Origin of the sequence: Mesorhizobium sp. WSM4904 (genome assembly GCF_029674545.1) — a bacterium.
Lineage (GTDB): Bacteria > Pseudomonadota > Alphaproteobacteria > Rhizobiales > Rhizobiaceae > Mesorhizobium.
The window spans coordinates 5,935,021-5,954,456 of the sequence record NZ_CP121354.1; the positions used below are offsets into that span (position 1 = coordinate 5,935,021).

Annotated in this window: 19 protein-coding genes and 1 pseudogene; 7 read left to right on the forward strand and 13 right to left on the reverse strand. The window is 64.1% G+C overall.

Going from position 1 to position 19,436, the window contains the following annotated elements; all coding sequences use genetic code 11:
• Window positions 1-42 precede the first annotated feature (42 nt).
• Window positions 43-708, reverse strand: a complete 666-nt coding sequence (locus QAZ47_RS28860; protein ID WP_278204335.1) for a tetratricopeptide repeat protein — start codon at window positions 706-708, stop codon at window positions 43-45.
• 204 nt (window positions 709-912) lie between these two features.
• On the opposite strand from QAZ47_RS28860, the gene QAZ47_RS28865 reads away from it, so the two are divergent.
• A complete protein-coding gene (locus QAZ47_RS28865; protein WP_278204336.1) occupies window positions 913-1,929 on the forward strand; it encodes a polysaccharide deacetylase in 1,017 nt (338 codons plus the stop codon).
• A gap of 49 nt (window positions 1,930-1,978) precedes the next feature.
• On the opposite strand, the gene sbmA is transcribed toward QAZ47_RS28865, so the two are convergent.
• The 3 genes from sbmA to QAZ47_RS28880 all read right to left on the reverse strand — a co-directional run bounded on the left by sbmA (window position 1,979) and on the right by QAZ47_RS28880 (window position 5,085).
• Window positions 1,979-3,238: a peptide antibiotic transporter SbmA gene (sbmA, locus tag QAZ47_RS28870; RefSeq protein ID WP_278204337.1), complete on the reverse strand. Its 1,260-nt coding sequence runs from the start codon at window positions 3,236-3,238 to the stop codon at window positions 1,979-1,981.
• A 122-nt stretch (window positions 3,239-3,360) separates the two neighbouring features.
• Window positions 3,361-4,521, reverse strand: coding sequence for a YbfB/YjiJ family MFS transporter (locus QAZ47_RS28875; RefSeq protein WP_278204338.1), 1,161 nt, complete (start codon window positions 4,519-4,521; stop codon window positions 3,361-3,363).
• 357 nt (window positions 4,522-4,878) lie between these two features.
• Entirely contained in the window at window positions 4,879-5,085 is a 207-nt protein-coding gene (locus QAZ47_RS28880) for a hypothetical protein (RefSeq protein WP_278204339.1), read from the reverse strand.
• Window positions 5,086-5,182: 97 nt separating this feature from the next.
• Here QAZ47_RS28880 and QAZ47_RS28885 point away from each other — a divergent pair, with 97 nt between their 5' ends.
• The 3 genes from QAZ47_RS28885 to QAZ47_RS28895 all read left to right on the forward strand — a co-directional run bounded on the left by QAZ47_RS28885 (window position 5,183) and on the right by QAZ47_RS28895 (window position 7,895).
• Entirely contained in the window at window positions 5,183-6,097 is a 915-nt protein-coding gene (locus tag QAZ47_RS28885; protein ID WP_278204340.1) for a LysR substrate-binding domain-containing protein, read from the forward strand.
• Between the two features lie 84 nt (window positions 6,098-6,181).
• The gene (locus QAZ47_RS28890) at window positions 6,182-7,438 is read left to right on the forward strand and encodes an aminopeptidase (RefSeq protein WP_278204341.1); all 1,257 of its coding nucleotides are present in this window, start codon (window positions 6,182-6,184) and stop codon (window positions 7,436-7,438) included.
• 103 nt (window positions 7,439-7,541) lie between these two features.
• Window positions 7,542-7,895: a DUF488 domain-containing protein gene (locus QAZ47_RS28895; protein WP_278204342.1), complete on the forward strand. Its 354-nt coding sequence runs from the start codon at window positions 7,542-7,544 to the stop codon at window positions 7,893-7,895.
• 205 nt (window positions 7,896-8,100) lie between these two features.
• Here the strand turns inward: QAZ47_RS28895 and QAZ47_RS28900 are convergent, their stop codons facing one another.
• Entirely contained in the window at window positions 8,101-9,204 is a 1,104-nt protein-coding gene (locus tag QAZ47_RS28900; RefSeq protein ID WP_278204343.1) for an IS4 family transposase, read from the reverse strand.
• Window positions 9,205-9,432: 228 nt separating this feature from the next.
• Entirely contained in the window at window positions 9,433-9,780 is a 348-nt protein-coding gene (locus QAZ47_RS28905) for an ArsC family reductase (RefSeq protein WP_278231638.1), read from the reverse strand.
• 84 nt (window positions 9,781-9,864) lie between these two features.
• Between QAZ47_RS28905 and QAZ47_RS28910 the strand changes: the two are divergent.
• Window positions 9,865-10,005: pseudogene (locus QAZ47_RS28910) on the forward strand (SRPBCC domain-containing protein); the annotation flags it as partial.
• Between the two features lie 95 nt (window positions 10,006-10,100).
• Here QAZ47_RS28910 and QAZ47_RS28915 read toward each other — a convergent pair.
• A complete protein-coding gene (locus QAZ47_RS28915) occupies window positions 10,101-10,463 on the reverse strand; it encodes a nuclear transport factor 2 family protein (protein WP_278231639.1) in 363 nt (120 codons plus the stop codon).
• Window positions 10,464-10,771: 308 nt separating this feature from the next.
• Here QAZ47_RS28915 and QAZ47_RS28920 point away from each other — a divergent pair, with 308 nt between their 5' ends.
• Window positions 10,772-11,482 carry an SOS response-associated peptidase gene (locus QAZ47_RS28920; RefSeq protein ID WP_278231640.1) on the forward strand — a complete coding sequence of 237 codons (711 nt, stop codon included), beginning with the start codon at window positions 10,772-10,774 and terminating at the stop codon, window positions 11,480-11,482.
• A 19-nt stretch (window positions 11,483-11,501) separates the two neighbouring features.
• Window positions 11,502-12,008, forward strand: coding sequence for a hypothetical protein (locus QAZ47_RS28925; RefSeq protein WP_278231641.1), 507 nt, complete (start codon window positions 11,502-11,504; stop codon window positions 12,006-12,008).
• 452 nt (window positions 12,009-12,460) lie between these two features.
• Here QAZ47_RS28925 and QAZ47_RS28930 read toward each other — a convergent pair whose 3' ends face one another.
• From QAZ47_RS28930 to QAZ47_RS28955, 6 genes are read right to left on the reverse strand one after another with little or no spacing between them, the layout of a single operon-like run.
• Window positions 12,461-13,438: a 2-dehydropantoate 2-reductase gene (locus tag QAZ47_RS28930; RefSeq protein WP_278231642.1), complete on the reverse strand. Its 978-nt coding sequence runs from the start codon at window positions 13,436-13,438 to the stop codon at window positions 12,461-12,463.
• A complete protein-coding gene (locus QAZ47_RS28935; RefSeq protein WP_278231643.1) occupies window positions 13,438-14,967 on the reverse strand; it encodes an acyl--CoA ligase in 1,530 nt (509 codons plus the stop codon). Before QAZ47_RS28935 ends, QAZ47_RS28930 begins: the two co-directional genes overlap by 1 nt.
• 49 nt (window positions 14,968-15,016) lie before the next feature.
• Entirely contained in the window at window positions 15,017-16,603 is a 1,587-nt protein-coding gene (ggt, locus tag QAZ47_RS28940) for a gamma-glutamyltransferase (RefSeq protein WP_278231644.1), read from the reverse strand.
• Window positions 16,604-16,626: 23 nt separating this feature from the next.
• A complete protein-coding gene (locus QAZ47_RS28945; RefSeq protein ID WP_278231645.1) occupies window positions 16,627-17,427 on the reverse strand; it encodes an ABC transporter permease in 801 nt (266 codons plus the stop codon).
• Window positions 17,424-18,347 (reverse strand): ABC transporter permease, encoded by a 924-nt coding sequence (locus QAZ47_RS28950; protein ID WP_278231646.1) that lies wholly within the window; start codon window positions 18,345-18,347, stop codon window positions 17,424-17,426. Before QAZ47_RS28950 ends, QAZ47_RS28945 begins: the two co-directional genes overlap by 4 nt.
• Complete coding sequence (locus QAZ47_RS28955) at window positions 18,344-19,423, reverse strand: ABC transporter ATP-binding protein (RefSeq protein WP_278231647.1); 1,080 nt, start codon at window positions 19,421-19,423, stop codon at window positions 18,344-18,346. Before QAZ47_RS28955 ends, QAZ47_RS28950 begins: the two co-directional genes overlap by 4 nt.
• Window positions 19,424-19,436 lie beyond the last annotated feature (13 nt).

Sequence of the window (19,436 nt, forward strand, 5' to 3'; positions counted from 1 at the left end):
TCGTTGATCCCAAAACCGCTGCGCACTTTTGGGCGACATGCGCTACGACGCATTGCCTGACCCGCGGATCAGCTCGGACATCAGCTGCGCCCGCTGGCGCGAATTGCGCGGGGCGCCGTCATCCGAAGCGATCTGGTCGAACAGTTTCAGCGCGTCCGCCGACTTGCCTTCCTTCCAGGCGGCAAGGCCGAGCGCCTCGCGCGCGGCGTGGCGCAGCGGATTGGTGTCGGCGGTCAGCGCCTCGACCCGGCTGGAGACATCGGCGAAGGAGCCGTGATCGACGAGCAGCAGCGCCGCCCTCAGGCGGGCCATGTCGCGGATGCCGGCAGGAATGGCGCTGTCGGCGGCGACCGCGTCGAAATCCTTGACCGCTCCCTCGACATCGCCCTTGTCGGCCTTGACGGTCGCTCCCCGCATGCGTGCGAGCAGCGGGTAGGCGCCGTAGCCATCCTTTTCCAGCTGATCGAGAGCGGCGATCGCTTCGTCGTTCTTGCCGTCATTGGCAAGCTTGAGCGCAGCTGAAAAGGCATCGCCCGAGCGGTTGGCGCGGGTCTCGTCCCAATAGCGGTAGCCAACGACGGCGGCCGTCGCCACCACGATCAGGATCGCGACACCAAGCACGATCGGACCAAAACGATCCCACAGCGCCTGCGCCTGCTCGCGACGAATCTCTTCGTTGACTTCGCGGATAAAACTGTCGTCCGACATCAATCAAAAACCATTGCGGCCCCGGAACGGGGCGCTTCTTTGAGCCCCGCGTTTTAGCGAAATTTTGTCGGCATGGAAGGGGGAGCACCGGAAAATCGGCGGGACAAGCCAGAGCGGCTTCCGAGTGGGCTGCAACGCACCGATGCCACAATTGGGCAATAGCCGGCTGCCAACAGTCTGAAAGATCGCTGCCGAAGGTTGCCAGTGCCACATCCGTTCCGCGCCCTTGCGCTCAGTCTCGTCTCGCTTGCCACCTCTGCTGCCGCGGCTATCGCCGATCCGCCCGGATCGCGGGAGCCGATACCGGCGAAGCCAAAGCAGATCGTCCTTATCTCCTTCGACAGCGCGCGCGAAATCTCGCAGTGGCAACGCAGCCGCGCGCTGGCGGAACACACCGGAGCGCACTTCACCTATTTTGTGTCCTGCGTCTTCCTGCTGTCGCCGGAAACGCGCGTCGAATACGTCGCGCCCGGCAAGGGCGCCGGCAAATCGAATATCGGCTTTGCCGCCTCGAAGCAGGACGTCGCTGAGAGACTGGAACAAATTCGGCTCGCAGCCAGCGAAGGCCATGACATCGGCAGCCATGCCTGCGGCCATTTCGACGGCAAGGACTGGAGCAAGGCCGACTGGCTGGCGGAGTTTGGCGCCTTCAGGCGCATCCTCGAAAATGCCTATGCGATCAACGGCATTTCACCCGAGCCGCCCGGCTGGCACGACTTCGCCCGCCATGCGGTGATTGGTTTTCGCGCGCCGTATCTGTCGACCGACAAGGCGCTTTACGAAGCGCTGCCGGAAGCCGGCTTCCAGTATGACGCGAGCGGTGTCTCGAACGGCCCCGCCGTGCCGCCGACGAAGAGCGGCATCACGCGCTTCGCATTGCCGCTGATCCCGGAAGGGCCGAAGTCGAAGTCGGTTGTCGCCATGGACTACAATCTCTATGTCCGCCACTCGGGCGGCTTCGAGCAGCCGGCCAGGGCCGACGAGTTCGCCGACCGCGCCTATCACGCATTCCGCGCCGCCTTCGATGCGCAATACAACGGCGAGCGCGTCCCGCTGGAGCTCGGCTTCCATTTCACGCAGATGAACGGCGGCACCTACTGGAACGCGCTCGAGCGCTTCGCGGACGAGGTCTGCGTGAAGGCCGACGTCGAGTGCATCAGCTTCCGCGACTATGTGGCGCGCCAGCGCGCCGATCAAAAGCAGGCGACTGTGGGCGGCTGAGCCGCCAACAGTCCGATCCCGTGAAAACTCTTCCTGGATATGCTCTCGTTCAGGCCGGGTCTTTCACACCCTGCCGGGCAAGATAACGCTGGTCGAGGTCAGGCAGCGGCGCTCCTTCCAGCGTCGCCTCGAAGGCGCGCAGACGTTTGTGCACCGACTGCAGCTCGACGATGGTCGACCAGGAGTTCAACAGGAACTGCAGCGAGTTCGTCACCTTGCCGAACGCGTTCGATATCTGATTCAGAGCGCCGAATGTGATCTTGTGCGCCACGATCGACGGCCCGAGGATCAAGAATGAGAAGATGTTGTCCGCCTGCAGGTAGGTGTAGCGGACGACGTTGAAATAGATGTAGTGGAAATAGAGCCGGAAGTAGTTGTGGCGCACATTGGCGAACAGCTCGGCGGTCGTCGCCGGCTGGGCGCGGTCAGCATGATCCTCGCCGTAGACGAGTTCCTTGCGATAGGCGGCCTCCACGCGCTGATTGCGGAACTGCAGGCCCGGCAGCTTGAGGCCGGCGATCATGACCGAGGCCGTTCCGAACAGGCACCAGCCCAGCGCGGCGATCACCAGCGGCTGGGGAACAGCGCCGATGATCGGCAGCTCGGTGATATGGGCCTGCAGCTGAATCATCACCGGCAGGAACGCTATCAGCGTCATGATCGACTGGATGAAACTGGAGCCCAGATCCTCCATGATCTGCGAGAAGCGCATCGTGTCTTCCTGGATGCGCTGAGAGGCGCCCTCGATGTGGCGCAGCCTTGTCCAGTTCGACATGAAATAGTCGTTCATCGCCGTGCGCCAGCGGAATATCCAGTGACTGACAATGAAATTGTTGACCACCTGAACGTTCATGCCAACCAACGCCAACCAAGCGAACGTGGCCAGCTTGGTGTAGAATTCGGTGTCGGTGGACTCCATCGTGTTCGCCATCAGTCCCTGAATGTAGTCAAAGAATGGTCCATACCAGTCGTTGATGGCGACGCTGATCTGCACGTTGAAGTAGATCAGGAACAGGATGAAGGCCGCGACCAGAATGGACCAATTCTGCCAGGGGTGCGGCGAATACCATCTCCAGAACGCGTAGAAGACCAGCACGCAAAAAGCGAAGTAGATGTAGAACCACAGAAACGGCGTGGACCAGAGCACGGCGATGCCGACGACGGGCGGCGCGCCAGCCGCTGCCGGCGGCAAGCCGAAGAAGGCCCCCAGATGCTCGCCGCCGAAGAACCAGAACAGGATCGCGGCAAGGCTCCAGACGGCGGCCGAGGTGAAGAAGAGCTTCGGCTGCGGGAAGAAGGATACGAACACTGTGGCGGGTTTCCTCGGTCTGACCGCAAATCAGCGGCGTTGCTGTTCGGCGGGCATAAGGTCACACATTAGTGGGAAAGAAAATGCCCTGCCCGATGCCCAGCACCGAGCAAGACCACAAATCATGGCGATTTTGGTGCAGCCGACCAAGCAATGACGCCGGACACCAGCAGAGCGGCAGCCGCCATGACCGAGGCAAGCACATAATTGCCCGAGGCCTGCGCAAGCAGGCCGGCGGCGATCGGACCGATGATCTGGCCGAGGCCGAAGGCCGCGGTCATCACCGCGAAGATGCGGCGCGGCGCCTGCGGCGCAAGCTGCCTTGCGGTCTGCAAGCCGAGCGCGGTGATGGCGATGAAGGTGCCGCCGAGCAGCACGCCGGCGAGCAGCGGCCCAGTGAAACCCTTGACGACGACGCTGGCGGTGACGCCGATTACTTCGACCAGGCAGCTCACGGCATAAGCCGCATAGATCCCGGTCCTGGCGGCGAGCTTCTGCCAGAACCAGGTCGATGGGAAACCGGCAAGGCCGGCGACCATCCAGACGGTGGCCTCGAAGACGCGCCCGCCGCCGCCCTGGCGAACGATGGCGACCAGGAAAGTGGCCGTCACCACATAGCCGAAGCCGAATAGCCCGTAGGCAAGGATCATCTTCGTCAGAGACCTGTCCTTCGGCAACGCCGGTTCAGGCCCGTCGACGCCGTTGGCCGGCGTGGCGGAGCCCGCGAGCAGCGCGACGAGGAGCAAGCCGACAGCGGAAACCGCTCCCGACCATAGCCACCCGGCGGCCCAGCCGGCATGGGAAGCGACGAGAATGGCCAACAGCGCCGAGGACGCCGCGATACCCAATCCGACGCCGCCGAAATGCAGCGCCTGCAGGTCGCCACGGCCGGACGCGGCAAGGTGGCTGAAGACGATCGACGACATGAATACCATGACGAAGGCGCTGGCGAGCCCGGCAAGGAAGCGGATGACGATGAATGCCGCCATCGTCTCGTTCAGACCCATCAGAGCTGCAAGCATGGCGCTTGCGGCGAGGCTGACGAACATCAGCAGGCGCTCGCGACCGTGCGCCCAGCCGCCGGCGGCGGCAAGCGCGCCGATGAGATAGCCGAGATAGTTGGCGGACGCGATCCAGCCGGCATCGGCCGGCGTCAAATGCAGCTCCTCCATCATGCCCGGCAGGATCGGCGTGTAGACGAAGCGGCCGATGCCCATGGCGACGGCAAGCGCAACCATGCCGGCGACGGCAAGACGCAAAGGGGATGGCGATGCGACGTTCATTGCAGCGCAACATAGGTGTGTGCGCTGGCGAAACAACGCGCTTGTGTTGGGCCAGAACGGCGGCAAGGCGCCTTCCGCTCCGGTATGGCTCTTGGAGGCTGAAACCTCCGACGTCTGCGCCGCCCCTCATCGCCCTGCCGGGCACTTCTCCCCGTATAGTGACGGGGAGAAGGACGCTCTCATCGCTGGTTTCGCCAATCACCAAGGTTGCAAGAAGGCGCCGAGGCTGCGAGCATCCCCTTCTCCCCGTCACTATACGGGGAGAAGGTGCCGGCAGGCGGATGAGGGGCGGCGCCGACTTTGATGAAGTTTGGCGCCTTGTAGGAGCAGAGAGCAGTTATCGGTCCTGTCGGCGATTCAGCGGCAGCTCGCTCCAGCCGTCTCGTATGCCGTGCGACCGGCCGTCAGCCGGAACGGCATGTCGCCGAGCTCGCGCTCGGACATGGCGTCGAGCACCGGATGCGACAGCGGGTCGACGACCCAGTGCGCGATCTCGCCGTCATCATGCCGGCCCTTTGTCGACGCGGCATTGGAAAGACCCTTCAGCAAAGATAAAATCTTCATCGGATTGCCTCCAAGGTCAGGGCTGCATTGGGTAAAATCCGCCTTTCCCATCCAGGTTTCAATTGAGATTTCGCTCCTGCCGGTTTAGAAAAACTGAATGGCTATGCTGAACAGCGTCCATCTCAACGGCCTGCGCGCCGTCGAAACCGTAGCGCGGCTTGGCTCGCTCGCCGCCGCGGCCGCAGAGCTCAATGTCTCGGCCAGCGCCGTCAGCCAGCAGATCAAGCGCACGGAAAAACAGCTGGGGCAGGCGCTGTTCGAGCGAACGCCCGGCGGACTGGTGCCGACGGAATTCGGCACCGTCTTCACGGCGCGGCTGAGCGCCGGCTTCCGTGAGCTGGCGCAAGCGGTGGCGCTGGCCGGCGAAGCGACGGAATGCACGCTGGTGGTCTCGGTGGCGCCGGCCTTCGCCTCGAAATGGCTTCTGCCCAGGCTGTCGCGGCATTTCACCCGGCATCCGAACGTGCTCTTGCGCATCGACGCTTCCGCCCGCCTCGCCGATCTCGACCATTCCGACATCGACATCGCCATCCGGCTCGGCGACGGCAAGTGGCCTGGCGGCCGGGCGGAACTGCTGCTCGCGCAAGAGGTGTTTCCGGTCTGCGCGCCATCGATCGCGGCGAAGCTGAAGTCGATCGAGGACCTGGCGCAGACCTGCGCCATCACCGACGAGCGGGCGATGATCAGCTGGGACAGCTGGTTCGATGCGGCTGGCGTCGAGCCGGTCACCTTCCTCAAGGGCGCGCGGTTCACCGATCCTATGCTTTGCCTGGAATCTGCGATCGCCGGCCACGGCGTGATGCTCGCCTGGCAGTTGCTGACCGCCGATGCGCTGGCCGACGGCCGGCTGGTCGCGCCCTTCGGCGTGCGGGCCGAGAGCGGGCTCGGCTACTGGCTGGTGACGTCGCAGACGAAAAGCGAAAGCCGCAAGGTGCGGGACTTCAAGGCCTGGATCCGCGAGGAGATCGAGGCGACCATGGCGCAGTTCCGGGCGTTGGACAGCGCCGCCTAAATCAGGCCCAGTCGATCTCGGTGGAAAGGCCAGCCGCAGCGGTCTATGTAAGGACCAGACCCCAACATAATGGCAGGCAGGATCATGACCACACATTCGCGCGGCGTCTCGGCAACAATCGACCTCGTGAAGCTCGACAGGCTGGCCGAAGTGGCGGTCAAGGTCGGGCTGCAGCTGCAGCCGGGACAGGACCTCGTGCTGACCTCGTCGATCGCGGCGCTGCCGCTGACCCGGCGCATCGTCGAGCATGCCTACAAGGCCGGCGCCGGGCTGGTGACGCCGATCTTCAACGACGACGAGATCACGCTGGCGCGCTTCCGCTACGGCGCCGACGCCGGCTTCGACCGCGCCGCCGGCTGGCTGTACGAAGGCATGGCGAAGGCCTTTGCCAACAATGCGGCGCGGCTTGCGGTGCGCGGCGAGGACCCGTCGCTGCTTTCGGCGCAGGACCCGGCCAAGGTGGCGCGCGCCAACAAGGCGAACTCGATGGCCTACCAGCCTGCGCTGGAGAAGATCACCGGCTTCGACATCAACTGGAACATCGTCGCCTATCCGGATCTCGCCTGGGCAAAGCAGGTGTTCCCCGGCGAGCCCGACGACGTCGCGGTGGCTAAGTTGGCGGATGCCATATTCTCGGCCTCGCGCGTCGACGTCGAGGATCCGATCGGCAACTGGAAGGCGCACAACGCGGCCCTGGCCGAGCGCACGAAATGGCTGAACGAACATAATTTCCATTCCCTCCATTTCACCGGGCCGGGCACCGACCTGACGGTCGGACTGGCGGAGGGCCATGAATGGATGGGCGGCGCCTCGACCGCGAAGAACGGCATCACCTGCAACCCGAACATCCCGACCGAGGAAGTCTTCACCACGCCGCATGCCTGGCGCGTCGAAGGTCACGTCTCCTCGACCAAGCCGCTCTCCTACCAGGGCACGCTGATCGACGAGATCTCGGTGCGCTTCGAGGGCGGACGGATCGTCGAGGCCAAGGCCTCGAAGGGCGAGGACGTCTTGAAGAAGGTGCTCGACACCGACGAGGGCGCGCGCCGGCTCGGCGAAGTGGCGCTGGTGCCGCATTCCTCGCCGATCTCGAAGAGCGGCTTGTTGTTCTTCAACACCCTGTTCGACGAGAACGCCGCCTGCCACATCGCGCTCGGACAGTGCTATTCGAAGTGCTTCGTCAACGGCGCTTCGCTCAGCCAGGACGAGATTGCGCAACGCGGCGGCAACAAGAGCTTCATCCACATCGACTGGATGATCGGCTCGGACAAGATCGACATCGACGGTGTCGGCAAGGATGGCGGCCGCGTGCCGGTGATGCGCAAGGGCGAGTGGGCCTGACAGGACTCGTTGTTTCGCGCAATTCCGGACGGACGGCTACGGCGAGGTCGCCGAGCCCAACCGTTGCACACTTTTCCTGGAATTGCTTGGCAAAGGAGGCGTAATGGCCTTCGACATTGCGGTGAAGCGCGTCTACGAGACGCCCGAGAAGACCGACGGCCAGCGGGTGCTGGTCGATCGCATCTGGCCGCGCGGTGTCGCCAAGAAGGATGCCGCGCTGACCTTATGGCTCAAGGACATCGCGCCGAGCGACGAGCTGCGCAAATGGTTCGGGCACGAGCCCGGGCGCTGGGCGGAGTTCCAGAAGCGGTACCGGGCGGAGCTCGACCGCAACGAGGAGGCTGTGGCGCAGTTGCGCGACCTGCTTGGCAACGGCAAGGTGACGCTGCTCTACGGCGCGCATGACGAGGCGCACAACAATGCGGTGGCGCTGGCGGGGTATTTGCGAGGCGCGTGACCTCTCGTTCGTCATCCTCGGGCTTGACCCCATAGGCGCTAACTTAGCAATCGATGTGCGATGGCGCGTCGTCGTCGGGGTGGTTCGCGCAAGCGGTGGAGCAGCATGTCGAGGGAGATCAACCTGGTAGGCCCCAGTAATACAGCCATCGAGATGTTGGAGATTGCCAAGGCCACGAGACGCCAGATCGGCAGGGCGGATCGGTTCAGGCGGCCAGGGGGAGAGAGTCCGGCGCCTCGGGATCGAGGGCCGGCAGGTCATCTTCGGCCAGCAGGGCGGCCAGCAGAGCGGTGTTGATCCACAGGCGAGCCAGGTCGGGATCCTTTGCGCGGAGATCTTCCAGACCCACCAGCGACTTCATGCGTTTGAACGCCAGCTCGATCTGCCATCGCAGACGATAGGTCGAGGCGAGCCGCTCAGGCGGCCAGTCATCCGGCGGCAGCGATGTCAACAGCACCAGATAGCCGGCCATCTCGATGCCGGCCTGGCTGGGTTTGTATCTCGCCTTGGCCGCCAAACGGCGCGCCGCTCGTCTGGCCTTCTCAGCCGCCTCGGGCGGCATGGGCAGGATCACCACCCGAGCGGGTATCGCGACCCTGGACTTGCCGTCCTGGACGCCCACCGAAAGATCGAGCACGCCCTTCTTGCTCGCTTCACGGCACAGCGCCAAGCGATCCAATAGCCGGCCTTGGCCATCCAGCAGGCGTGGATAGTTTGAAGGGGCACGAACCAGAAAATCAGCCCCTGCCTCGATTACCCGAGCCAGATCGTCGGCCTTGGCGTGGGCACGGTCGGCGATCCGAAGCTCTCCGGCCCTGGCGCCGCGCGACAGCCGCTCGGCTTCATGGCGATCCGTGACCTCCACCGAACAGAGCTTCAGCGTTGCAAGATCAAACACCGTGTGCACCATCCAATAGACCCGCTTGGGACCAGGCGGCGCAACTACCGTGGCGTCCACCGCCATCATCCGCAGGCCTCCGTACAAGCCGGCGAAGGCTTCGGGGCAGCGCTCGGCAAGCAATTCCGAAACCAGGCCGCCCACCCAATCAGCACTGGCCTTCAGACGCTTCAGCATCGCCACGTCCGACATCGACGCCACTCCCCGCTGCTCGGCCCAACCAGCCAGCATCCGAAGCGAGAAGCGACCCAGCACATAGGCAAAACACAGCCGCAGCAGGTCAGCAGCGCTAGCCACCTGCCGTTTGCGCAGCAGCGCCCCAGCCTCCCGCGCGCTGGTCTCCAACTCTTCTGCCGAGCCCAATCGTCCGACCAGCTCGTCCCAATCCAACGCTTGCAGCGAATCGCTCATAACCACGGTGAATCACTCACCACGATCACCGTCAAGCCTAAGTTAGCGCCTATGGGGCTTGACCCGAGGATCCATGCCGTGACCTCAGCCGAAGGATGCAGCGACAGCAGAACCTGCACCGTCGCAAGGCTCGAACGTCACGGCATGGATCCTATGGTCTTCGCCGCGTCGCTTCGCTCCTTGCTCCGCCATAGGATGACGACGGGATATGTGTCGTGCCTGCCGAACCTACCCCACCGCCTCCTCGTAAACCTCCGGCTTGAACCCAACCAGAATGCGCTCGCCGACCTCGAGCACCGGCCGCTTGATCATGGTCGGCTTGGCGAGCATCAGCTTCTTGGCCTTCTTCTCGTCGAGCGCTTCCTTGTCCTTCTCCGGCAACTCGCGAAAGGTCGTACTTCCCTTGTTGAGCAGCTTCTCCCAGCCGACCTTGCCGACCCAGCCATTCAGCGTCTGCGCCTCGATGCCTTCGGCCCGGTAGTCGTGAAAGCGATAAGGGACGTCATGGCTCTCCAGCCAGACGCGCGCCTTCTTGATCGTGTCGCAGGTGGTGATGCCGTACATGGTGATCGTCAAGACAGGCCCTCGGGCGGATGGATTGCGAATCTGGCCGAACCCTAGGCCTGCCCTGCCCGCTTTGCCAGCGCTTTGCCTCGACCGCCCGAAGGCAGAGGCACGCGCTACACCGCCACCGCCATCCACCGCGACGAGGCGACGCGCGACAACCATGAGGAGATGGGTTTCTTCGACGGCTGGGGCACGGTGGCCGACCAGCTTGCGGAGTATGCGAAGACGATTTGAGACGCAGGCATAGCGGCCAGCGCATTGCCCAGCCGCCATGCCTGGTCTTTCAATTCAAGTCGCGAAAGCAGCGAGCCGGCTGAGGCCGATCGGTCTCAATAGTAAAAGCGCTCTTCGCTGATTTTGCCGTTCTTGACCGTATAGAGGCCAACCTCATCCATTTTGACGCGTTCGCCGGTGGATTTGGGCGTCACGTCAAAGCTGAAGCGCAAGGCGAACTGGTCGCCGTTGACATAAGGGCCTTCGACCGAGCCGCCATGGACCTCGTGGTTCGCTTCCCACCACTCGCCCTTCTGCTTGACGGCTTCCTTGCCGTTGCAGACGGCCATCGGGCCTTCCATCGCTTCGTAGCTGACGATGTCGTCGGCATTGTACTTCGCGGCTGCGGTGTGGCTGTCGCCCTTCTTGAGGAGTTCCGTAAAATCCTTGGCAATATCATTGGTGGTCGCAGTGGTCATGACTTCCTCCCTGTTTGGACCAGACATCAAATAGGGACCGGTTGTCCGTCTGCCACTGGGGCGTGGCTCCGCAGGTGACAATTCGTGTCAGGATGGCGATGCCGCGCCATCAGAGCCCAACGATCCAGTTCTGGCCAGCGCAGTGCAGCCATCGGGCCATGGTGCTCTGCCGGCTGGCTGGCCACGTGGAAGCCCCAACAGAAGACCCTAGAGAGGTTCGAGATGCAGGCATGTTCAACCGACCAGTACAGGTCCGTTGGCCATTTTTTGTTTCTGGATTACGAGCGACCGCTGGGGCATCCTAGGGCATGTGCAACCTCTACAACATCACCACCAGCCAAGACGCCATCCGCGAGTGGACCCGCGCTATGCGCGACATCGTGGGCAACCTTGAGCCTTCCCTAGATGTCTACCCCAACATGCCCGGCGCGGTGGTCCGCAACGCCCCCGATGGCCAGCGTGAGCTTGCCAAGCTGCTTTGGGGAATGCCTACGCCGGCCGAGCGGGTGAAGGGCAAGGTGGACTACGGCACAACCAACATCCGCAATCCGCAGTATGGCCATTGGCAGCAATATGTTGGCGTGGAGAACCGCTGTGTGGTGCCCGTGACGAGCTTCGCGGAGCCGAGCCCAACGCCGAATGACAAGGACCCTGAGACAGGCATACAGCGGAACTATTGGTTTGCCCGAAATGAGGACCGGCCGCTGTTCTTCTTTGCCGGCATGTGGACGAGCTGGCGGGGTGTCCGCAGGGTCAAGGACGGGCCGGGCGACTTCGAGCTTTACGGCTTCCTCACGACCAAGCCGAACGCGCTGATCGCGCCGATCCACGAGAAGGCTATGCCGGTGATCCTGACCACCCAGGAGGAGGTGGAGACTTGGCTGACGGCACCATGGTCCGAAGTTCGGCACATGCAGCGGACAGCGCCGGACGATGCGTTGATGATTGTCGAGAAGCCGGCCACGCAGATCAAGTTCCCCGTGCAGCAACCCTCGCCAACGCAAGGCTCGTTGTTTTAACTGGGAGGAGGTAGGGGCAGTGGCGGCAGCAGGTCAGGCAAGTTCTAAGCTGAGCAATATGGAAGCGGAGGCAGTCGTTGGGTCGCAGATTGACCACATGCTGCAATGGTATTGGGACGAAACGGATAAGTGGGAACGGTGGGCTTGGCGTTTGCAGACATCGATCCTCGTCTTGTCTTTCCTGGTGACTGTCATCGCAGCCCTGCCACCTCCTTCCCACCCCGACTATGTTCCTTGGATGAAGTGGCTCGTTGTTGTGATATCTGCCGCAACCACATTAGTGTCCGGGTTCCTGATCAAGAGCGGTATCGAGCGAACGGCGCAACTGCGAGAGCAGGGGAGAATTAGACTATCCGCATTGAAGCAGAAGACCATTCTGGAGCTAACTCAGAAGGCCATGAATGAAGAGGAGCGGCTAACTTGCTTACGGCGTCTTGTTGACGTTATGGAGGACGTTGAGCAACGATTTGGCGTCCATCCCGTGGTCGCCGGTGGGTCGGGCAAAAGACGTTCTGGCGGGATTTAGACTAACCGCCTACTCCCCATCCCTCCAGATCACGCGGCGCACCATACGGACCCCCACAAGCCGCCTCACGCGTATCTTCACACCCTGCACCGCGCTGGGCAGCAGAATGTCCACATCGAACTCCCGCCGCTTGCAGCGCTCACAACGCATGTGCCGCTCTACATCCCAAAACGGAATGTCTCCTACGAGCTTGAGGAGGTCACCCGGCAGATAGTGGCGCGTGATGTTGCAGTTGATGCAGCGGACGCGGATTAGCTGCCCGATCTCATGGGCACGGCTGAGCGTCTGGACGACGCGGCGTGTTCGGCTGCTGGGCTCCGGCATGACTCATGAAATAGGAAAGTTTTCCTTTGCGGAGTCAACTCAGGCCAAGCCCTTTTGTTCTATTTTTGTTCATTGTGGCAATCAGAGCTATCGGAGTGAAGCGGCGGATTTTCAGGACCGGCGTTCCCCTAATAACACCCGCGCTCGATCGCCAAGCGACGCACCAGTGCCAGCACGCTATCGATGGTCGGCGTCGGCCGAGAGGTCAGGTGGCCGAGTTCCTGCACGGCGCCCACCAGCGCGTCGATCTCCATCGGACGGCCACGCTCCAGATCCTGCAGCATCGAGGTCTTGTGCTCGCCGACGTCGCCGGCGCCCTTGATGCGCCGGTCGATGGAAATGGGAAAACGCACGCCGAGGCTCTCGCCGATCGACTGCGCCTCCAGCATCATGGCGCGGGCAAGCGCGCGCGTGCCTTCGTCGGCGACGATCGCGGCGAGCGTGCTGCCGGTCAGCGCCGAGATCGGGTTGAAGGAAAGATTGCCCCAGAGCTTCACCCAGATCTCAGAGCGGATGTCCTCGCGGACCGGCGCCTGCAGTCCAGCCTTGACCATCTCGCGCGCCAGAGCAGTCACACGTTCGCTCTTCTCGCCCGAAGGCTCGCCGAGCGAAAAGCGCGTGCCCTCCACATGGCGGATCAGACCGGGCGCATCGACCTCGACAGCCGGATAGACGACGGAGCCGATGACGCGCTCAGGGCCGATGTGCTGCCAGATCGCTCCGCCGGGATCGACCGCTTGGAGCCGCGTGCCTTCGAGCGCGTCGCCGGCCTTGTAGAAATACCACCAGGGCACGCCGTTCTGCATGGTGACGACCGCGGTCCCATTGCCCAAGAGCGGCACGATCTCGTCCAGCGCCGGCGCCAGCGAATGCGCCTTCAGCGCCAGCACGACATAGTCCTGAACGCCGAGCTCTTCGGTTCGCGCCGCCGCCCTTATGCGCGTGACCGTTTCCTTGCCATCCTGGATCAGACGGAGGCCGCTGGCCTTGATCGCCTCGAGATGCGCGCCGCGCGCCACGATCGACAGATCGACCTGGCCGGCGATCGCCAGCTTGGCAGCGAGGTAGCCGCCGATCGCGCCGGCGCCGAAGACTGCAATGCGCATCAGCCGAGACCGAGTTTTGCCGCGAGACCGATGCGCTGCAACTTGCCGGTCGCGCCCTTCGGGATCTCGTCCAGGATCAACACCTTGCGTGGCACCTTGAAATCGGCGAGCCGCGTCGCCGCGAAGCCGCGGATGTCGGCCTCGCTGGCGCTCTGGCCTTCGCGCAGCACTATCGCCGCCGCGACCTCTTCGCCGAGCTTGTCATGCGGCATGGCGAAGGTGACGACCTGCGCCACCGCCGGGTGGTCCATCAGAACGCCGTCGACCTCGAGCGGCGAGATTTTCTCGCCGCCGCGATTGATGATCTCCTTCAGCCGGCCGGTGACGCGCAGATAGTTGTCCTCGTCGAGCACGCCCTGGTCGCCGGTGTGGAACCAGCCATGGGCGAAGGCGCTGGCATTGGCGTCCGGATTCTTCTCGTAGCCGGCGGTGACGTTCGGACCGCGGATGACGATCTCGCCAATTTCGCCGGCCTGGAGCAGCCGCCCATCCGGCGCCATGACGGCGACTTCCGGTCCCGCCGCAGCGCCCACACTGCCCGGCTTGCGCCGGCCGGGCGGCAGGCGGTTGGACGCCATCTGGTGCGCGGCCTCGGTCATGCCGTAGGACTCGATCACCGGGCAGCCGAATGTCACTTCCAACTCGGCCATGACCTGCGCCGGCAGGGACGCCGATGAGGAGCGGATGAAGCGCAGCTTCGCTTCGGCCAGTTGCTCGGGATTGCGCGCGGCGCGTGGCAGGATCGCCTGATGCATGGTCGGCACCGCCGTGTACCAGCTCGGCTTCGCTTCGGAGAGCCATTGGAAAAATCGCAGCGCGTTGAAGCCCGGCGTGCAGAAGACGCTGCCGCCGGCGGCGAGCGAGGACAGCACCGCCGCGATCAGCCCGTGGATGTGGAACAGCGGCATGATGTTGAGGCAGCGATCGGCCGCGGTCAGGCCGAGCGTGACGCCGATATGCGCCGCCGAGGCGGCAAGGTTTGCGTGGCTGAGCGGCACCAGTTTCGGCCGCGAGGTGGTGCCCGAGGTGTGCAGGAGAAGCGCGGTGTCGCCACCCTCGGCCAGTCCGGACGCGACCGGTGGGCCGACCGGATCGCCCTCGATCGTGAAGATGCCGGCCGGCGCGCCGTCCGGCACGACCAGGCGCAGCACGGGGATGCCGAGACGCTCGGCGACCTCGACAGAGGGACCAGCCTCGTCCTTGCCGACAAGGATCGCCTTAACGCCGATATCGCTCAGATAAAAATCGAGCTCGTCGGCCCGATAGGCCGGGTTGAGCGGCGCGGTGGAAGCAGCAGCTGCCACCGCGATGAAAGCGGTCGCCATCTCCGGGCCGTTGGGCAGCACGATGGCGACGCGGTCCCCACGGCCGATGCCGAGTGCGTTGAGCCGCGCCACCGCATCGCCAATCAGCCGGCGCAGCTTGCCATGCGAGAGTGCGGTCCGTTCAGGCGCCGCGATGGCCGGTGCGTCTTCGGCGCCTGGAGCGAGGCGATGGGCGAGATCGATGGAATTTGCGCTGTTTGTCATGGCTCCAGACTATGTTTCGAACGATCGGCCGATGTCCAGCAAGGGCTGCTCAATATCCGAGCGCCAGCCCGTCCTTGCGCGGATCGGAGGCGCCGGTCAGCGTGCCTCTTTCCCAATCGATCAGCACAGCCTGACCGCCGCCAAGCGGATGATCCGGCTCGACAACGCGATGGCCCCGGCGACGCAAGCCCTCGATGGCATCGGCACGCACGCTGCGCTCGGCCTCCACGACGTCGTGGTTGTAGAATACGCGCGGCGCATCCAGGGCCTGCTGCGGGTCCATGCCGAAATCGATCATGTTGGTCAAAAGATGCACGTGGCCGAAGGGCTGGTAGCCACCGCCCATGACGCCGAACGGCATCACCGCGCGGCCGTTCCTCGCCATCATGCCCGGCATGATCGTGTGCATCGGCCGCTTGCCGGGCGCGATCGCGTTCGGGTGCTTCGGATCGAGCCGGAAGCTGGTGCCGCGATTCTGCAGCACCACGCCGGTCTTCGGACCGACGACGCCGCTGCCGAAGGAATAGTAGGTCGAGTTGATGAAACTCACCGCATTCAAGTCGCTGTCGACGACGCTGATGTAGACCGTGTCGCTGCCCGGTAGATCGACGCGCGGCAAATGCGTCATGGCGCGCTGACGATCGATCTCGGCACGCAGCCTGTCGGCATAAGTGCCGGACAGAAGTTCGTTCACGGGAACGGCGACATGGTCCTGATCGGCGAGCAGGTTGTCGCGGTCGCGGTAGGCGAGCCGCCCGGCTTCGATCTCCAGGTGCAGGCGCTCGGCGCCGTTCGGGTCGAGCGCGCCAAGATCGAAGCCGGAGAGCACGTTGAGCATCAGGAGCGCGGTCAGGCCCTGGTTGTTGGGGGGCATCTGGTGGATATCGTAGCCGCGATAGGAGGTGCTGACCGGCGTCTTGTAGTCGCCCTTCGTCGCGGCGAAGTCGTCGAGCGTATGCAGGCCGCCCAGCGCGCGAAGCCGTCCGACGAGATCCGCCGCGACTTCGCCTTCATAGAAACCGGCGCGGCCCTTTTTGGCGATGATGCGCAGCGTCTGCGCCAGTTCCGGCTGGCGGTGCACCTCACCTGCCGTTGGCGGCTTGCCGCCCGGCAGGAAGATGCGCGCCGCCGCCTCATCCGCCGAGAGATCGGTTTCCGGATCAGCCCAGTCGAAGGCGACGCGGTCGTGCACGACATAGCCGTGTTCGGCGTAGCGGATGGCCGGTGCGAGGGCATCGGCTATCCCCTTGCGGCCGTGGTCCCCCAGCAGCCGGCACCAGGCGTCGACGGCGCCGGGAATCGTCACCGCGTGGGCGCCCTGCTTCGGCAACTCGCTGAAGCCGTGCTCCAGATACCAGTCGACCGTCGCGGCCTGGGGCGCGCGGCCCGAGCCGTTGAAGGCGATCACCTTGCCGTCGCCCTTCGGGCAGTAGAGCACGAAGCAGTCGCCGCCGATGCCGGTCGATTGCGGCTCGACCACCGCCTGCACGGCAGCCGCGCAGACGGCGGCGTCCATGGCGTTGCCGCCGGAGCGCAGCATCTCGATCGCGGCCAGTGTGGAAAGCGGGTGCGAGGTCGCGGCCATGGCCTCGGTGGCGCGGACCGGCGAGCGGCCTGGGAACTGGAAATCACGCATGCTGGTGTTGGTATCCCTCAACTTCAACGTCCGCGGCCGAAAAGCTGGGCCGCGGACAACAAGACGATCGATAGCACGATCAGGCAAGTCGAAATGGCGGCAATCGTCGGATCGATCTGGTCGCGCAGCGCATTGAACATGCGGCGCGTCAGCGTCGTGGTCTCACCGCCCGAGATGAAAAGCGAGACCACCACCTCGTCGAAGGAGGTGATGAAGGCAAATAGCGCGCCCGAGACGATCGAGAAGCGCAGCTGGGGCATGGTCACCTGGAAGAAGGCGGCGAAGCGCCCTGCGCCGAGGCTGCGCGCCACCATCTCCTGGTTCATGTCGTAGGAGCGCAGCCCCGACAGGACAGTGAGCACGACCAGCGGCAACGCCTGCACGGTATGCGCGATGACGAGGCCGGTCAGCGTATTGTTGAGGCCGATGCGGGCATAGAGGAAGAAGGTGCCGATACCGATCAGGATGACCGGAATGATCAGCGATGCCGTGAGCAGCGCGTTGATGGCGCCGGTCAGCCGCAGCGTGCCGGCATTGATGGCGTAGGCCGCGGCAGTGCCGAGCGGCGTCGCCACGATCGCCGTCATCACCGCAACCTTGACCGAGACGATGGTGGCGTCGCGCCATTCGACGGAACCGAAATAACTCTCATACCAGCGCAGCGACCATTGCTCGGGCGGGAACTGCAGCAGCGTCGATCCGGAGAAGGACATGATGACGATGATCACCGACGGCGCGATCAGGAACAGCATGACGAGACCGCCCAGCAGATACAGCCACAGGCGTTGCCAATGCGAGATGGGCAGACCGTTTTCCGCGCTCATCGCCGGCTCCAGACTCCGGTGGCGCGCGCGCCGAGCAGCCGTTGGAACAGACCGAGCAGCGCCAGCGTGACGGCAAGCAGCACGACGCCGAGTGCCGCGCCCGCGCCCCAGTTGGAATAGAGGCTGGTGGCCTGCTCCATGCGCATCGCCCACATGACGACCTTGCCGCCGCCCATCAGCGCCGGCGTGACGAAGAAGCCGAGGCAAAGCACGAAAACGATGACCACGCCGGAGGCAAGGCCTGGCAGCGACAGCGGGAAGAAGATCTGCCGGAAGGTGGCGGCGGGGCTGGCGCCGAGATTCATGCCGGCGCGGAGGCAGTCGACGTCGATCGTCTTCATCGAGGCGTAGAGCGGCAGCACCAGGAACGGCAGCATGATGTGGCTCATGCCGATGACGACACCGGCGAAATTGTTGGCGAGCGGCAACGGCTGGCCGATCAGGCCGAGGTCGATCAGCCAATTGTTGATCAGGCCCTTGCGCTGCAGGATGACCAGCCAGGCATAGGTGCGCACCAGCACCGAGGTCCAGAACGGCAGGATGACGAATATCAGGCAGACCGAGGCAGCGCGGCGTGGCAGCTGCGACAGCATGTATGCCAGCGGATAGCCGAACAGCACGCAGGCCCCGGTGACGACGAAGGCAACCTTGAAGGTGGTGGCGAAGGTCTTGGTGTAGGACGCCTGCTCGAAGAAGCGTGCATAGTTGGCGAGGCTGAGCTCACCGGTCTCGTCGAAGAGCGAGAGCCAGAACAGCCAACCGATCGGCACGACGATGATGGCGAAGACCAGGAACAGCCCGGGCGACAGCAGCGCCAGAAGTCCCAATACCTGGCGCCGGGCATCGGCGCGCAACGCATCGGCGTTCAGCACGCCGTCCGGCTTGTCCGCGTGGTCGAGGCTGGCGGATCCGACGCTCATCGGTCCGTCACCAGCACGACATCCTGCGCATCGATGCCGAGCGTGATCGGCTCGCCGGGCGCCGGCAGCTTCGCCAGCACGTCGGAGCGGCAATAGTCGCGCAGCGTCACCTGGCGCCCGTCACGGAGCGTCGCGTAGCAGATGAAGCTGTCGCCCTGATAGATGACATCGCCGACTGTCGCCGGCAGCGCATTGATGCCTGCCTGATCCGCATCGGTGAGCAGCCGCAGCTTTTCCGGCCGCACCACCATCAGATGCCGACCGGCGGACGGCGCCGGATCGTTCATGCGCAGCTTCCTGTCCTCATACCAGACGCTGCCGTTGCGGCACTCGACCGGGATGAAGTTGGATTCGCCGATGAAGCCGGCGACGAACCTCGTCTTCGGCCGAGCATATAGCGCCTCGGGCTGGTCGATCTGCTCGATGCGTCCGGCATTCATGACCGCGATGCGGTCCGACATGGTGATCGCCTCGCGCTGGTCATGGGTGACGTAGACCGTCGTCATGCCGAGCCGCCGATGCAGGTTGCGCAATTCGATCTGCATGTGCTCGCGCAGGCCTTTGTCGAGCGCAGACAGCGGCTCGTCCATCAAGACGATGCGCGGCTCGAAGACGATGGCGCGAGCCAGCGCCACGCGCTGGCGTTGGCCGCCGGAAAGCTGGTCGACGCGGCGCTCGCCCAGACCTTTCAACTGCACGAGATCGAGCGCCCTCTCCACACGCTCGGCCGTTTCCGCCGCCGACACGCGTCGTTGCTTCAGCGGAAAGGCGATGTTGTGGAAGACATTCATGTGCGGGAACAGCGCATAGTTCTGGAATACCATGCCGATGTTGCGCTTGTGCGGCGGCATGGTGATGATCTCCTCGCCACCGACCTTGATTGAGCCGGCATTGGCGCGGACAAAACCCGCCAGGATCATCAGCAGCGTCGTCTTTCCCGATCCCGAGGGACCGAGCAGCGTCAGGAACTCGCCCGCCGCGACATCGAGGCTGAGATCGCTGAGGATCGAGACAACGCCGAAGCGCTTCTCGATGCCGTGAATGCCGATGGGAAGCGCGGACTGCGCAAGAGACAAGAGCATCTCCTTC

Bases quoted from the DNA above. Each gene is read 5' to 3' on its own strand.
- QAZ47_RS28880 (WP_278204339.1), bottom strand. From the start codon at position 5,085: ATGAAGATTTTATCTTTGCTGAAGGGTCTTTCCAATGCCGCGTCGACA.
- QAZ47_RS28895 (WP_278204342.1), top strand. From the start codon at position 7,542: ATGGCCTTCGACATTGCGGTGAAGCGCGTCTACGAGACGCCCGAGAAG.
- QAZ47_RS28930 (WP_278231642.1), bottom strand. From the start codon at position 13,438: ATGCGCATTGCAGTCTTCGGCGCCGGCGCGATCGGCGGCTACCTCGCT.
- QAZ47_RS28885 (WP_278204340.1), top strand. From the start codon at position 5,183: ATGGCTATGCTGAACAGCGTCCATCTCAACGGCCTGCGCGCCGTCGAA.
- ggt (WP_278231644.1), bottom strand. From the start codon at position 16,603: ATGCGTGATTTCCAGTTCCCAGGCCGCTCGCCGGTCCGCGCCACCGAG.
- QAZ47_RS28900 (WP_278204343.1), bottom strand. From the start codon at position 9,204: ATGAGCGATTCGCTGCAAGCGTTGGATTGGGACGAGCTGGTCGGACGA.
- QAZ47_RS28860 (WP_278204335.1), bottom strand. From the start codon at position 708: ATGTCGGACGACAGTTTTATCCGCGAAGTCAACGAAGAGATTCGTCGC.
- QAZ47_RS28875 (WP_278204338.1), bottom strand. From the start codon at position 4,521: ATGAACGTCGCATCGCCATCCCCTTTGCGTCTTGCCGTCGCCGGCATG.
- QAZ47_RS28915 (WP_278231639.1), bottom strand. From the start codon at position 10,463: ATGACCACTGCGACCACCAATGATATTGCCAAGGATTTTACGGAACTC.
- QAZ47_RS28945 (WP_278231645.1), bottom strand. From the start codon at position 17,427: ATGAGCGCGGAAAACGGTCTGCCCATCTCGCATTGGCAACGCCTGTGG.
- QAZ47_RS28950 (WP_278231646.1), bottom strand. From the start codon at position 18,347: ATGAGCGTCGGATCCGCCAGCCTCGACCACGCGGACAAGCCGGACGGC.
- QAZ47_RS28920 (WP_278231640.1), top strand. From the start codon at position 10,772: ATGTGCAACCTCTACAACATCACCACCAGCCAAGACGCCATCCGCGAG.
- QAZ47_RS28935 (WP_278231643.1), bottom strand. From the start codon at position 14,967: ATGACAAACAGCGCAAATTCCATCGATCTCGCCCATCGCCTCGCTCCA.
- QAZ47_RS28890 (WP_278204341.1), top strand. From the start codon at position 6,182: ATGACCACACATTCGCGCGGCGTCTCGGCAACAATCGACCTCGTGAAG.